The following is a 13388-nucleotide window of genomic DNA, read 5'->3' as shown; positions in this document are numbered from 1 at the left end:
CCCTTTTCCACATGCCATACCGCATCTCCCGCCGCGCCTACGCCGAGACCTACGGCCCCACCACCGGCGATCGGCTGCGCCTAGCCGACACCGAACTATTTCTGGAGGTGGAAAAGGATTTCACCGTCTATGGCGATGAGGTGAAGTTTGGCGGCGGCAAGGTGATCCGCGACGGCATGGGCCAGGGCCAGACCCCCCGCAGCCAGGGCGCCGTGGACACGGTCATAACCAACGCCCTGATCCTGGATTGGTGGGGGATCGTCAAGGCCGACATCGGCCTGCGCGACGGCCGCATCTGCGCCATCGGCAAAGCGGGCAACCCCGACACCCAGGCGGGCGTGACGATCGTGGTGGGCCCGGGCACCGAAGCGATCGCCGGCGAGGGGCACATCCTCACCGCCGGCTCAATCGACACCCACATCCACTTCATCTGCCCGCAGCAGATTGAAACGGCCCTGGCCAGCGGTGTAACCACCCTGCTGGGGGGCGGCACCGGCCCGGCCACCGGCACCAACGCCACCACCTGCACCCCGGGCGCCTTTCACCTGGCCCGCATGCTGCAGGCCGCCGAGGGCCTGCCGGTGAATCTGGGCTTCTACGGCAAGGGCAACGCCTCCACTCCTGAAGCGATCGAGGAGCAGGTGCGCGCCGGCGCCTGCGGCCTCAAGCTGCACGAAGACTGGGGCACCACCCCAGCCGCGATCGACTGCTGCCTCACGGTGGCCGATCGCTTCGACGTGCAGGTGTGCATCCACTCCGACACCCTCAACGAGGCGGGCTTTGTGGAAGACACGATCCGCGCCATCGGCGGGCGCACTATCCACACCTTTCACACCGAGGGGGCCGGCGGCGGCCACGCCCCGGACATCATCAAGATCTGCGGCGAGGCCAACGTGCTGCCCAGCAGCACCAATCCCACCCGCCCCTACACCCGCAACACGCTCGAGGAGCACCTCGACATGCTGATGGTTTGCCACCACCTGGATCCGCGCATCCCGGAAGACGTGGCCTTCGCTGAATCACGCATCCGCCGCGAAACGATTGCCGCCGAAGACATCCTCCACGACCTAGGCGCCTTCTCAATCATTGCCAGCGACTCCCAAGCCATGGGCCGGGTGGGCGAGGTGATCACCCGCACCTTCCAGACCGCCCACAAGATGAAGGTGCAGCGCGGCGCCTTGCCCGAAGACGCCGCTTCATCTGGAGGCCGCAACGACAACACCCGCTTGAAGCGCTACATCGCCAAAACCACGATCAACCCGGCGATCGCCCACGGGCTCGATTCCCAGATCGGTTCGGTGGAGGTGGGCAAACTGGCCGATCTGGTGTTGTGGAAGCCGGGCTTTTTCGGGGTGAAACCGGAATTGGTGATCAAGGGCGGCTCAATCGTGTGGGCCCAGATGGGCGATGCCAACGCCTCGATCCCCACCCCCGGACCGGTGCACGGCCGGCCGATGTTTGCCGCTTTTGGGGCCGCCCTGGCCCCCAGCTGCCTCACCTTCATGAGCCAGGCAGCCCTCGATGCCGACCTACCCCGCCAGCTGGGCCTCAAACGCCCCTGCGTGCCCGTGACCAACACCCGCGGCGACATCGGCAAGGCCTCAATGAAAAACAACACGGCCCTGCCAAATGTTGAGGTTGACCCCCAGACCTATGAGGTGTTCGCCGATGGGGTGCTGCTCAGCTGCGAACCAGCCGATGTGCTGCCAATGGCGCAGCGCTACTTCTTGCTCTAATCAGCCACCACTTTGGGTTCGCGCGGGCTATTGCGCCGCTCCGGCAGCAGCTGGGGAAGCTGGGGCAGGGGTTCGCTGAAGCCCACCCCCATGGTGGTAAAGGTGCCGGAGCGAACAAACCAACGCACAAAACCCGCCACCCGATGCAAGTCGGTGGTCCGATGCACATTGAAATCAACCTGCAGTGTTTGACCTACCTGTAAGTCATGGTTTCCGGAGATCAGCAGGCACAAGCCACCGAGACTGATGTCGAGGATGTCGGCATAAAACCACTCGGTGCGAGCTTCACTGCCTGGGCTGGGCAGCTGAATCAGCACCGGAGGACAGGGAGGCGCCACCAACCTTTCATAGCGGCGCTGACAATCGACGGGACCCAGGATTTCTAGGTGTTCATCCCCAGTAAGGATTGTTTCGGCCTCATTGCCCCCTGGATCTTTACCGAAGGGTTCTACCCAGGAGACACCAGGCCGTCTGGAGGCATCGCCAGCAGGATTAGGGAGATGGCTGGGCATAACAAAAGCGCCGGGGAGCTGCCATTACTTCACCCTACTGGCGAAGGAAGATAGAGGCCATGGACGGAGCTGGCCTTCCGTATCAACCCACACCGGCGTCAACCCAACGGGTGGACATGATCCCCCCATGGCAGGTGATGGAGCATGTTTGGGGAATACAGACCAAATCGGGGCTACGACGAATACTTCAGTGCACCTGACCAACCCCGCAGCACCCTGCGGCCCCTGCTCTCCTCCCTGGGCCAGCTGGGCCTCGATGAACTGAACCGTAATCACGCGGCCGCTGGAGTGTTGCTGCGGCGGCTGGGGGCCACCTTTCGCCTCAATGACTCGGGCCGCCAGGGGAGTGAGCGCATCCTTCCCTTCGACCCCCTGCCGCGGCTGATCGGTAGCGCGGACTGGCAACGCCTCGAGGCAGGTCTGTTCCAGCGGCTAGAGGCGATCGACCTATTTCTGGCCGATGTCTATGGACCCCAAAAAATCCTGAACGACGGCGTAATTCCGCGGCAGGACGTGGAGAGCTCCCAGGGCTGGCGACCCCAACTGCAGGGCTTCCAGCCGCCCCTGGGCCGCTGGTGCCACATCTCCGGTTTGGATCTGGTGCGCGATGGCCAGGGCACCTGGCGAGTGCTGGAAGACAACCTGCGCTGTCCCTCCGGCGTGGCCTACTTCCTGGAAAACCGCCGGGTGATGAAGCGGATGTTCCCGAGCCTGTTTGCCGGCCGCACCGTGCAACCCATCGACGATTACCCCTCCCACCTGCTGCAGACCCTGCGGGAGCTGGCCCCCTGGACCGATACCCCCAAGGTGGTGCTGCTCACCCCCGGGGTGTTCAACAGCGCCTACTTCGAGCACAGCTACCTGGCCCAGCAGATGGGCATCCAGCTGGTGGAGGGCCGCGACCTGATCTGCCAGGACGACCGGGTGTGGATGCGCAGCACTGCCGGGCCCGAAGCGGTGGATGTGATCTACCGGCGCATCGACGACGACTTCCTCGACCCGGCCGTATTCCGCAGCGATTCGATGCTGGGGGTGCGGGGCCTGATGGCGGCTTACCGGGCCGGCCGGGTGGCAATCGCCAACGCACCAGGCACCGGCGTAGCCGACGACAAGCTGATCTACGCCTACCTGCCGGAGATGGTCCGCTACTACCTCGGCGAAGATCCAATAATTGAAAACGTACCCACCTACCTCTGCTCCAGGGAGGATGACCGGGCCTACGTGCTGGCCCACCTCAGTGAGCTGGTGGTGAAAGCGGTGGCCGAAGCCGGTGGCTACGGCATGCTCATCGGCCCCCACGCAAGCAGCGAGGAGATCGCCGAGTTTGCCGTCAAGATCCAGGCCGATCCCCGCAACTACGTAGCCCAGCCCACCCTCGAGCTCTCCACCGTGCCCTCGCTGAGCGAGGGCGAACTGTTCCCCTGTCACGTGGATCTACGGCCCTATGTGCTGCGCGGCAGGGGAGCCTGGGTAAGCCCGGGCGGTCTCACCCGGGTGGCCCTGCGCCGCGGTTCCCTGGTGGTCAACTCTTCCCAAGGTGGCGGCTGCAAGGACACCTGGATCGTGAGTGAACAACCATGCTGAGCCGCGTCGCCGACTCCCTTTATTGGATCAACCGCTATGTGGAGCGGGCCGAAAACATCTCCCGGTTTGTGGAGGTGAGCGAAGCGATGGCCCTCGACTGCCCGCCCGGCAGCGCCGAGCCCTGGCTGCCCCTGGTTGATGCCAGTGGTGATCGGGAACTCTTCGACCGTCTTTATCCAGAAGGACGCCCGGAGCAGGTGGTGGAATTTCTGGTGCGGGCCGAGGCCAATCCCAACAGCGTGGTGAACTGCATCGCCATCTCCCGCGAAAACGCTCGCCAGATCCGCGATGTAATCACCACCGAAATGTGGGAGCAGCTCAACGACATCTATTGGACCCTGTTCGACAACAAGTGGTTCTGGGGTCAGCCTCCCCAGGAGCAACTTCGGGACATCCGCCGGGCCTGCCAACTTTTTTATGGCATCACGGATGCCACCCTCAGCCGCGACCTCTCCTGGCAATTCAGCCGCCTGGGGCGGGTGCTGGAGCGGGCTGAAAAAACCACCCGCATCCTCGATGTGAAGTACTTCCTGCTGCTGCCTTCACCTGATGAGGTGGGCGGCGTGCTCGATGAACTGCAGTGGATCTCCCTGCTGCGCAGCGCTGGGGCCTATCAAATGTTCCGTCAATCGCGCCAGCAGGCGATCGAACCCAAGGCGGTGGCCAGCTTCCTGCTGCTCGACCCGATCTTTCCGCGCTCGGTGCGCTACTGCCTGGAGCGCATCCACGAAACCTTGAGAATCGTGCGAGGCCAGGCGGTGCCAGGAGCTCCAGACGAGCTCGAATGCCTCAGCGGCCTCACCCTGGCCCGCTGGAGCTACAGCCGCATCGATGAACTGATTGCGGGAGGTTTGCACGAGTCGATCGACGGCCTGCAAAGCGACCTCAACCGGCTCCATGATCTGATCGAACAGCGCTACTTCATCGCCGACCACGCATGCGTGCCCGCGTAACCCACACCTTCACCTACCGCTACAGCGCCCCGGTGCTGCTGGGTCCGCACCGGTTCTGCCTCAAGCCACGGGGCCACGGCTTTCAGCGGCTACTGGACTTCCAGCTGGTAGTGACGCCGGAGCCTGGGCGGCTCTACCCCTTGGTGGCAGCCAGCGGCGATGAAATCCTGCGGGCCCGATTCAATGGGCCAACAGATGTGTTCATAGTGCGGGCCAGCAGCCTGGTGGAAACGGAACCGGCACCGCTGCTGCAGGTTTGCCTGGAGGGCAACGAACCGATGCTGCCCTACCCAGTGGGCCACCTGAACGGTGACCTGGCCGGCAGCCTGGAGGGCTGGCTACCCAACGGCCAGCACGACCCAGCCGCGGTGGACATGGCCCAGGAAGCGCTGATGGGCAGCGATCAAAGGGCGCTGATGTTTTTGCAACAGCTGGTAGAAATCATCCAAGACCGGGTCAAATACACCCAGCGACACGTGGGTCCGGCCTGGCCCGCCGGCCGCACCCTCAAGGAAAGGGTGGGATCCTGCCGCGATCTGGCCATGCTGATGGTGGAAGCCTGTCGCTGCGTGGGTTTACCGGCCCGCTTCGTGAGCGGCTACCACCTGGTGGAACCAAAGCCGGACAGCTACGACCTGCACGCCTGGGCCGAGGTGTATCTGCCAGGTGCCGGCTGGCGGGGCTTTGATCCGAGCGGCATAGGCGTGATCGACGATCGCTACATCACCTTGGCCACCTCCTCCAGACCGGAGCTGACCGCCGCAGTCACCGGCAGCTTTTCGGGGCCGAATGGCGTCGAAAGCCTGCTGGAATGGAGCATTGAGGCAGACATCCAAGAGCCGGCCGCAACCATGCAGTCCGCCTAGGCATAAGGTGCCTGCTATTGGGTGTCCTCCATTTCCAGACAAACCACCTGATGGCGGCCACGATCCTTAGCCACGTAAAGCGCGGCATCGGCAGCGGCCATTAACAACTCCAAGTCGAAGCCGCTGGCACCTGCCGTAGAGGCAACTCCAACGGAAAGCTCCACCTCCACCACGCCGCCGTCGTGCTTGCGCAGCGGGCTCACCTGCAACTGCTGACGAGTGCGATCCAACATCTGCACAGCTCGGTCGCGGGGATTTTGCAACAGGATTATGAATTCATCTCCACCTAATCTCCCCACCAGGTCTGTGCTGCGTCCTGCCTCAGCCAAAAACTTAGAGACGTGGCGAATCACCTGGTCCCCCACTTCATGACCATTGTTGTCGTTGATAGCTTTGAAGTGATCCACATCGATCAAAGCCATGGAGCAAGGCACACCCACTTGCCGCGCCTTAGCGAGCACTTCTCTAGCAGTCTCCATAAAAGTTCGGCGATTAAAGATGCCAGAAAGGGCATCAATCTGAGCCATATTGAGCAACTGGGGCAGTAAGTGGCGCCGCAGCATCAACAACAAACCCAGGGAGCCAAAGATCAGGGGCAAGGTGCCAGCAATAAACACCAGCAGCACAAAAGTAAGCGCCTCATTACGCTGAGCGTCCAGGTTGACAACGGTGATCAGCGTGGCTCGATCGCCAAAACCACCCCCCTGGCCCTCCAGAGCCAGCGGTGACTGCCGCATCGTCACTAAGAAATCGCCACCAAGCCAGGGCAGGGGACCTACAAAAACGCGCCGGTCCTGGTTGAGACAGCTCACCACCCCGTCTTTACTAGGGCAATCGGTGAATAACGCCCTCAAAGGCTGCTCACCGGTCAGCTGCAACACATGGGGCAGGGGCAGGTTCACCAAGGCATTATTTGAGGCCACCAACACAACCCCGCGAGCATCTACAACTAGGGCGCTCTCTAGGCCCTGATTGACAGCTGCTCGCTGCAAATCCCGCTGCAGATCGTGCAACGGGCGGTAGCCAGTCATGCTCGCGCTGAGGATCCGCTCCAAATTGGTGGCACTCCGCTCAATTTCCCTGGCGTTGTATGAGAGCACCAAGGATCCCGCAAGAAGAGCCATTAATGCTGATCCAGCAGCCCCTGTGAGAGCCACCAACAGCCAAAGCTGTCGATTAATCCGGCCCTTGAGCAGAGACACTCCTGACAATTATTCTCCAGACCAAGCCAATAGACGTAACTTATAAGGAAAATCAGCGGATTTTGACTATTTCATTAAAAAGGTAATTCTTTTTTAAGGCTTTGGCAGAAAAGCCTGGGTGGGCATGGGCAGTGGCGCCTTGGCCGAAAGGCGCCCTGCCGAAACCATTTGGTCTGCCATGCGGGCAAGCACGCGCGCTACCGAGCCAGTTGGGGCAAGCATTTCCGACTGATCGGCTGGTCCTAGATAACGAATGCCGCGCTCTGAGGCGACAAACTCTGCCGGGCTTACCTGCTCACGTTTGGCCATAAGGGCAAGGGAGGAAGTTGGTTCGGCCCTGGCCAGGGCCTGAGCCGCCCACCAAGTGCGCACTAGTGCCCTAATCATGCCCGGATGGCGCTTAGCAAAAACAGGATTTACAGCCAAGACATTAACAATCTCCCCGGGGATTTGAGCAGAACTAAATAGAACCCGGTAGAGAGAATCCTCACGCAGGGAGTTTGCATGGGGAGGATAGGTAACAATCGCGGCAACCTTGCCCTTACTCAGCGCGCTAACAAGGGCGATGGGCCCTTCGTGCATGAAGCGCACCTGGTCAAATGGCACTTGCTTGGTTTCAAAAGCTCGCAAAAGCAGGTATTCAGCAAGAACAGTGCGCTCCAGCCCCACCGTCTGACCAACCAAACCACGTACATGTCCGATATCGCTCTTGCTGATAATCACATCCGCACCGTGGGATTCGTCAATCACTAAAAACAACTCGGGACAACGCTTCGGCACCTCCTGGCAAATAGCCACAGCATCTGGAAGCGTCGTAGCAATAACCTCAACTTCTCCACGTCCGTACGCAAAGCGCTGGTCCTCAAGGGAGTTGTATTGCCGCACCCGCAAATCGAGCCCATAGCGCTGCCCCAGCCGCCGCTGCTCAGCCAAATACAGATACTCATAGCCAGGCCAACTGGTAATCGCCACAGAAAGCCGTGACTGGGAATTCAGGGTTCGCCAGGCAGCCAAAACAGCTGCCAGGGAAACCAAACCAACCAAACCCGATATCCAAGGACTCCGAACCCAGGGACGCTGGTGACTAGGTCGCTGAATTGTCATCGCAGGGCAGCTTCCACTAAGCGGTTAGTGACTGAAGGCAGCTGGGCGCCAATCCGCACCAGCTTCAGCTCCTGTTGCACCTTTTGGACAGACTTAAGATTACGCTCCATCACACCGCCGGGAGCCAACATTACTTTCTGCTCAGCAAGCCCGTAATAAACCAAGCCGTTTTCAGCCTGCTGAAACTCTTTGGCGCTCACTTTCTGCCGGTCAGCCATTAGCCCTATCGACTGCTTTGGGTGAGCTTGAGCCAGTTGGTGGGCGTCTTGCCAGGCCTTAACCAATTTAGTCAGCACAACCGAATTACTATGAAGATATGAAGGATCAATCACCAATATATCAAAAATCTCCCCAGGGGTTTGCCGGCTGTCAAATAGCACCCTGGAATGGCCATCGCGGGCTGCGTAGTCACTAAACGGTGGGTAAAAGGCAACTGCATCAACGCTGCCCTGCTTCAGGGCAGCGGGCATCTCCGCCAACGGCATATTACGGACCTCGACCTGATCGAGGCTCAACCCAGAACGCTGCAGAGCCCGACTAACAAAATAGGGACCGAGGGATGAAAAGGTTGTACCGATACGCTTACCAGCGAGGTCCTGCAAAGTATCTACGCCATGGCGCGCTGCAATGATATCGCCACCACGTGATTCATCCAGAATCAGCACCACCACAGGGCAGCGTTCAGGAATCTTCTCACAAATATCGACAAGCTCCACAGTGGTGAGCTGAGCCACATTAAGTTCACCCCGCAGATAGGAATGAACAATTTCCTGGGGATCCGCAAACTGGGATGTCGTTAATTTAAAGCCGTAACGCTCAGCCAGGCCACGGCGCTCAGCCAAATAAAAATACTCATATCCCGGCCAGCTGGATATGGGCACATTGACCTCCTCAGGCTTAGCGGCGCAGCCTGCAACTGCCGCCCAGGCGAAGCCAGTTGCAGCCAGAGTGAACAGCTGGCGACCCAAGCCCGGAGACAGGCAAATGCCCATTGGCGTAAAACCAGGAAAGAAACGACAAACTCATGCCGGCCAAGGGGTAGCCAGTAAGGGGTTTAACGCCAAGAGAGTCTAAGGAAATGATTGGCTTCTTACCAAAAACTTCATATCTCGCACCCTGACAGACACTACGACTACGTTTACCTAATGGCATCGATAACTGGTTCCCCTGCCCCATCCCCGTGGGGCGCGCTGTTTGCGCCGCCAACTCGTAGGCAAGGACTTGTTCTGGCCCTTACGGCAGGCCTGGCGGTACTGCTGAACCTGCAGCCCCTGCCACTCTTCTATGGCATCCAAGTGCTACTGGGCTCGATCCTGCCGATCCTGGCCTTGCTGCTCTGGCGCACCGGCTGGGTAATTCCGGTGGGCTGCATCGCCAGCCTGGTGACCTGGAAAGCATGGGGCCATCCTTGGGCGGTAGTGATCTTCAGCGCCGAAATCACCTGGCTAACCCTCGGCCTACAACGCCTTAGCCGCCGCAACGATCAAGTAAGCACTGGCGCAGTTATCCCCCTGGCGATCAGCTACTGGCTTCTGCTAGGAGCACCCATGGTAGCCATCTTTTATGGCCTAATACTTCAAATAGACCCCAGCAACGTGACTGTCACCGCGTTGAAACAAGTTGTCAATGGGGTCCTTAACGCCACAATTGCATTCGTGCTGTTCATGGTGATCAGCGCGCTGCAAAACCGCAAGGGGCACGGCAATGGCATCTCATTGCGGGGGCTAATCGTGGGACTGGTGCTGATCACCATGACCGTGCCAGCCCTAATCATCACTATGAGCTCCGGCTACCAGCTAGTGCTGGCGATGCAGCAAGCGGAGCTTGACAATCTAAAAGTAGTAAATCGGGCTGTTGCCGCATCCAAACCATGGTCTGAAATACCAGGCGGAGATGTGGCCTACCGACGTGTCGAGGCCAATGGCAACAGCACCAGCTCCGATGCTGAACTGTTCAGTCAGCTCGACAAGGACTACACCGATGGGGGACGCGCCAATGTGCATCCCCGCGAATTAGCGGTGCTGATCTCCAAGCAACCCATGGCCGGGCTGAGGAAATGGGTAAATGGCTACTGGAGTTACAGCCAACTTCATGCCAGCCCAGGTCAACCATCCGTATTGATTCAAGTAGTGCAGCCAGCAGGCACACTTGTTAAACGGATGCAAGATCAAATCTCACAGCTACTGGTTGTCGTTCTAACCACACTATTGCTTGGCACTGCCGCCAGCATGACGCTTGGGGCATTGTTTGAGCGCGAAATCAATAAATTGCTGAAGCCGATGCTTACTAGCCCAGACGGTCTGAGCACTCTTGCCCCATCTCTGATCAACGAACTGCGCGTAATGGTGCTGTTGATCAACCAAAGAATCCAGCAAGTGCGTTTGCTGACCTTTGATCTGCAAGAGACAAACCTGGCCCTACGCCGCTCTCGCGACGAACTCGAACAGGTCAGCTCAAGCGACATACTCACCGGCTGCGGCAATCGCAATGTCCTCTTCTTAAGGCTAAAAGAGGAATGCCTACGCTGCCGCCGCACCGGCGAAGCCCTCAGCTGCATCACCATCGACATTGATAATCTCACCGATATCAACGACCGCTTTGGTCATGAAATCGGCGACCTAGTTCTGAAGCGAGTGGCCAGTGCGGTACGCCAAAGGCTGCGCATCACCGACCACTTATTCCGTAGCGGCGGGGATGAGTTCGTGGTGGTGGCCACCGATTGCAATGGAGCTGCAGCCCATGAAATGGCTGAAGAGCTGCAAGCCCTTGTAAGCCAGCTGAGGCTGGCAAGCAAGCAGGAACTTGTTCCCACCAGCATCACCACTGGGATCAGCAGCCTGGAGGGGGATGAACTCAAACCCGATATCCTGCTAGCCCGCTCGGATGCGGACCTACGCCATGCTAGACAAAATGCGAACAGCTAAGTTAATGTTGTGGTGAGGTTTTAACATCTAGCACGCGTGCAAGAAGCGCCCATACCCGAAGATGATTCGGCTCGCCTCAAGGAACTGCATAGCTACGGCGTTCTTGATACACAATCTGAGGCAATCTTCGACGATATCACCCACCTAGTTCAAGATATTACTGGCGCAAAAATAGGAGTTATAAGCCTTATCGACGAAAATCGTCAGTGGTTTAAGTCTTGCGTTGGCCTCGACGACGCACCCAAGGAAACGCCCAGAAATATTTCGCTTTGCGGCCACACAATCGTTCAGCGCCGGCCCTTAATTGTAAACGACGCCCTTGAAGATGATCGCTTTGCCGATAATCCACTTGTATTAGGTGAGCCTCGCATCCGTTTTTATGCCGGCTTCCCCTTAATCGCCGCCAACGGCATGGCATTGGGCAGTCTTTGCGCCATTGATATCGAACCGAAGGCCCTTACACCTAAGCAGGTCACCTCCCTAGAGCGACTGGCTCGCCAAGTGGTTAGCCAAATGGAACTGCGGCGAGAAGCCCACCTACTGCAATCCGCCGAATTAGCACTGCAGGCCCAAGGGGGAAATGGGCAGGTCAAGCCAGGCATCCAGCTGCTTAGTGAAATCAATCCAGTAATGAATCGGGAGCAGCTACAGCAGATGCTGAGCCTGCTGCTAGGCCTAGATCAACCACCCTGCTTTGCACTGGCGCGCTGCAAGTTCAAGGAGTATTCCCGCGTCAGCGCCACCATTGGGAGCGCTGCGGCGAAAAACCTAATCCAAACTGGCTTAGAGCGCCTACGGGACTGTCTACCTGCTCAAGCATCAACCGCCTACTTCTCAGATGACGAGATAGCAATCGTGCTACCACAACTCTCAGAAGAAAGTGCTATCACAGCGGTTGCAGAAAGATGCATGGCGAGCCTTGAGGCACCATTAAAACTAAACGACCGCGACATAGAGCTGGGAATGAACATGGGCATTGCAATCTTCAAAAAAACTATAGCGATGTTGATTCTCTACTCTCTGACGCCAGCATCGCCCAACGCATAGCCATCACCGATCGCAGCAAAAACAGCAATTTCAACTTCATCGATCTGCCCGCACGACTGGCGGCACAGCAGCACTACCAAGTGGAAACCGATCTACGTCGCGCTATCCGACGCAACGAAATCACCCCCTACCTGCAACCGATTGTTGATCTCGTCACGGGCAAGCCTGTAGGCCTGGAATGCCTGATGCGCTGGCGCACCGACAGCGGCGAAATGATGCTGCCCAATAATTTTTTGCCGATATCTCACCTGGCCGGGCTCAGCGGTGAACTTGATCTTCAGATAATCCAGAAAGCAATCCAAGCCAGCCATGAACTAGCAAGCGCTGCACCAGGGCAGCCGCTGCAACTCTCAGTGAATCTCTCCGGCCTACTGCTGGAAAGTGAGGGCCAGCGCCAACGGTTGCTGCAACTGATCCGCTCCACCCCCTTGCCAAAAGATTGGCAGCTGCTAGTAGAACTGGTCGAGGATTATTTACATGACAATGGCTCGGAACTTGGAATCTTCCTCAACTCCCTGCGCCGCCTGGGAGTTGCCATCGCAATCGACGACTTCGGCACGGGTTATTCCTCGCTCAGCCGCCTCCACAACTATCCAGTGCGCACGGTGAAGGTTGATTGCAGCTTTGTAGAGCGCATCGATGACAGTAGCAATCCCAGCAACCAGTTGCTAAAAACAATCCAGAATCTCTGCGCCGATTTAGGACTGGAAAGTACCGCTGAAGGGGTCGAAACCGACTCTCAACGCGCCTGGCTGGTGCAGAACGGCTATAAGCATGGTCAGGGCAACCTATTCAGCCGGCCGATGTCGGTGGCTGCTATGGCCCACTACTTAGCCGAGTTTCACTAAAGGCCTACCAGCTAACCCCATGCAACTTAGGCAGGGGGGCCGTTTTAAAAGTTGTAGCAAATAATCGGGGAATGAGGCGGCTGTTGTATACCCGAAACTCCCGCACCACGCTGGCACCCTCCTCACGCACAGCCTGATTAAGCACCACCGAACCATCGTGATCAGAAACGGAGCGGTGAAACGTTCCCGGAGGAATGCGCAGGATGTCGCCACCTGTTTCTAGGCGAACAATGTGATACGGATAATTCCAACCCAAATTGACCAAGTAAAAAGTTCGACCGCCGTTCAGGGCCAACAAATTATCTTCCTGGTGGGGGTGCAGATAAAACTGCCAGGCACCAGTCTTCTCCTCATCCGGAGGGCTCACCGCCGGACCGGCATGGATCACCAGATCGCGGGCATTGGAGCTGGCAACGGTGATATCAAAGAAACGAACAGCGGGGGTATCGCGGAACTTCTCGTAGGGAATCAGCTCAAACATCGGCGCAGACCGGGAAGGGCCAGCCAGGGGAAGGGCAGACATTCGGGTAAGAGCAGCGGGTGCTGCCAGATCAAGGCCTAATGAAACTCACCACCGGGGGGCCGGCCGTCGCAACCACTACCCATCAAGGA

12 protein-coding genes are annotated in these 13388 nt (G+C 58.6%); 7 read left to right on the top strand and 5 right to left on the bottom strand.

Annotated elements, in window-relative coordinates:
• The first annotated feature begins 11 nt into the window (after positions 1 to 11).
• Complete coding sequence (gene ureC / locus C7K55_RS06580; RefSeq protein WP_106502633.1) at positions 12 to 1736, top strand: urease subunit alpha; 1725 nt, start codon at positions 12 to 14, stop codon at positions 1734 to 1736.
• Here the strand turns inward: ureC and C7K55_RS06575 are convergent.
• A complete protein-coding gene (locus C7K55_RS06575; RefSeq protein WP_106502632.1) occupies positions 1733 to 2248 on the bottom strand; it encodes a PilZ domain-containing protein in 516 nt (171 codons plus the stop codon). The genes ureC and C7K55_RS06575 overlap by 4 nt on opposite strands.
• A 144-nt stretch (positions 2249 to 2392) precedes the next feature.
• On the opposite strand from C7K55_RS06575, the gene C7K55_RS06570 reads away from it, so the two are divergent.
• The 3 genes from C7K55_RS06570 to C7K55_RS06560 are packed head-to-tail and all read left to right on the top strand — an operon-like array spanning position 2393 to position 5651.
• Complete coding sequence (locus C7K55_RS06570; RefSeq protein WP_106502631.1) at positions 2393 to 3832, top strand: circularly permuted type 2 ATP-grasp protein; 1440 nt, start codon at positions 2393 to 2395, stop codon at positions 3830 to 3832.
• Positions 3826 to 4785, top strand: coding sequence for an alpha-E domain-containing protein (locus C7K55_RS06565; RefSeq protein ID WP_106502630.1), 960 nt, complete (start codon positions 3826 to 3828; stop codon positions 4783 to 4785). Before C7K55_RS06570 ends, C7K55_RS06565 begins: the two co-directional genes overlap by 7 nt.
• The gene (locus C7K55_RS06560; RefSeq protein WP_106502629.1) at positions 4770 to 5651 is read left to right on the top strand and encodes a transglutaminase family protein; all 882 of its coding nucleotides are present in this window, start codon (positions 4770 to 4772) and stop codon (positions 5649 to 5651) included. The genes C7K55_RS06565 and C7K55_RS06560 overlap by 16 nt, the downstream gene beginning before the upstream one ends.
• A 14-nt stretch (positions 5652 to 5665) precedes the next feature.
• Here the strand turns inward: C7K55_RS06560 and C7K55_RS06555 are convergent, their stop codons facing one another.
• The 3 genes from C7K55_RS06555 to C7K55_RS06545 form a co-directional block, all read right to left on the bottom strand.
• Positions 5666 to 6775, bottom strand: coding sequence for a GGDEF domain-containing protein (locus C7K55_RS06555; RefSeq protein WP_106502628.1), 1110 nt, complete (start codon positions 6773 to 6775; stop codon positions 5666 to 5668).
• Positions 6776 to 6946: 171 nt separating this feature from the next.
• A complete protein-coding gene (locus C7K55_RS06550) occupies positions 6947 to 7825 on the bottom strand; it encodes an ABC transporter substrate-binding protein (protein WP_206603484.1) in 879 nt (292 codons plus the stop codon).
• Positions 7826 to 7953: 128 nt separating this feature from the next.
• Positions 7954 to 8925 (bottom strand): ABC transporter substrate-binding protein, encoded by a 972-nt coding sequence (locus C7K55_RS06545; RefSeq protein WP_241518230.1) that lies wholly within the window; start codon positions 8923 to 8925, stop codon positions 7954 to 7956.
• Positions 8926 to 9102: 177 nt separating this feature from the next.
• Here C7K55_RS06545 and C7K55_RS06540 point away from each other — a divergent pair, with 177 nt between their 5' ends.
• The 3 genes from C7K55_RS06540 to C7K55_RS06530 all read left to right on the top strand — a co-directional run bounded on the left by C7K55_RS06540 (position 9103) and on the right by C7K55_RS06530 (position 12776).
• A complete protein-coding gene (locus C7K55_RS06540) occupies positions 9103 to 10881 on the top strand; it encodes a GGDEF domain-containing protein (RefSeq protein WP_106502625.1) in 1779 nt (592 codons plus the stop codon).
• A gap of 36 nt (positions 10882 to 10917) precedes the next feature.
• Positions 10918 to 11928: a GAF domain-containing protein gene (locus tag C7K55_RS06535; RefSeq protein WP_106502624.1), complete on the top strand. Its 1011-nt coding sequence runs from the start codon at positions 10918 to 10920 to the stop codon at positions 11926 to 11928.
• Positions 11929 to 12008: 80 nt separating this feature from the next.
• The gene (locus C7K55_RS06530; RefSeq protein WP_161956132.1) at positions 12009 to 12776 is read left to right on the top strand and encodes an EAL domain-containing protein; all 768 of its coding nucleotides are present in this window, start codon (positions 12009 to 12011) and stop codon (positions 12774 to 12776) included.
• Positions 12777 to 12780: 4 nt separating this feature from the next.
• Here the strand turns inward: C7K55_RS06530 and C7K55_RS06525 are convergent, their stop codons facing one another.
• A complete protein-coding gene (locus C7K55_RS06525; RefSeq protein ID WP_106502622.1) occupies positions 12781 to 13257 on the bottom strand; it encodes a redox protein in 477 nt (158 codons plus the stop codon).
• Positions 13258 to 13388: the final 131 nt, after the last annotated feature.

This window comes from Cyanobium usitatum str. Tous (assembly GCF_003011885.1).
GTDB classification, from domain to species: domain Bacteria; phylum Cyanobacteriota; class Cyanobacteriia; order PCC-6307; family Cyanobiaceae; genus Cyanobium_A; species Cyanobium_A usitatum.
This window is presented reverse-complemented; position numbering and strand designations above follow the sequence as displayed.

Coding starts and splice junctions, on each gene's coding strand:
- C7K55_RS06575 (WP_106502632.1), bottom strand. CDS start 2,248: ATGCCCAGCCATCTCCCTAATCCTGCTGGCGATGCCTCCAGACGGCCT.
- C7K55_RS06565 (WP_106502630.1), top strand. CDS start 3,826: ATGCTGAGCCGCGTCGCCGACTCCCTTTATTGGATCAACCGCTATGTG.
- C7K55_RS06525 (WP_106502622.1), bottom strand. CDS start 13,257: ATGTTTGAGCTGATTCCCTACGAGAAGTTCCGCGATACCCCCGCTGTT.
- ureC (WP_106502633.1), top strand. CDS start 12: ATGCCATACCGCATCTCCCGCCGCGCCTACGCCGAGACCTACGGCCCC.
- C7K55_RS06540 (WP_106502625.1), top strand. CDS start 9,103: ATGGCATCGATAACTGGTTCCCCTGCCCCATCCCCGTGGGGCGCGCTG.
- C7K55_RS06570 (WP_106502631.1), top strand. CDS start 2,393: ATGTTTGGGGAATACAGACCAAATCGGGGCTACGACGAATACTTCAGT.
- C7K55_RS06555 (WP_106502628.1), bottom strand. CDS start 6,775: ATGGCTCTTCTTGCGGGATCCTTGGTGCTCTCATACAACGCCAGGGAA.
- C7K55_RS06560 (WP_106502629.1), top strand. CDS start 4,770: ATGCGTGCCCGCGTAACCCACACCTTCACCTACCGCTACAGCGCCCCG.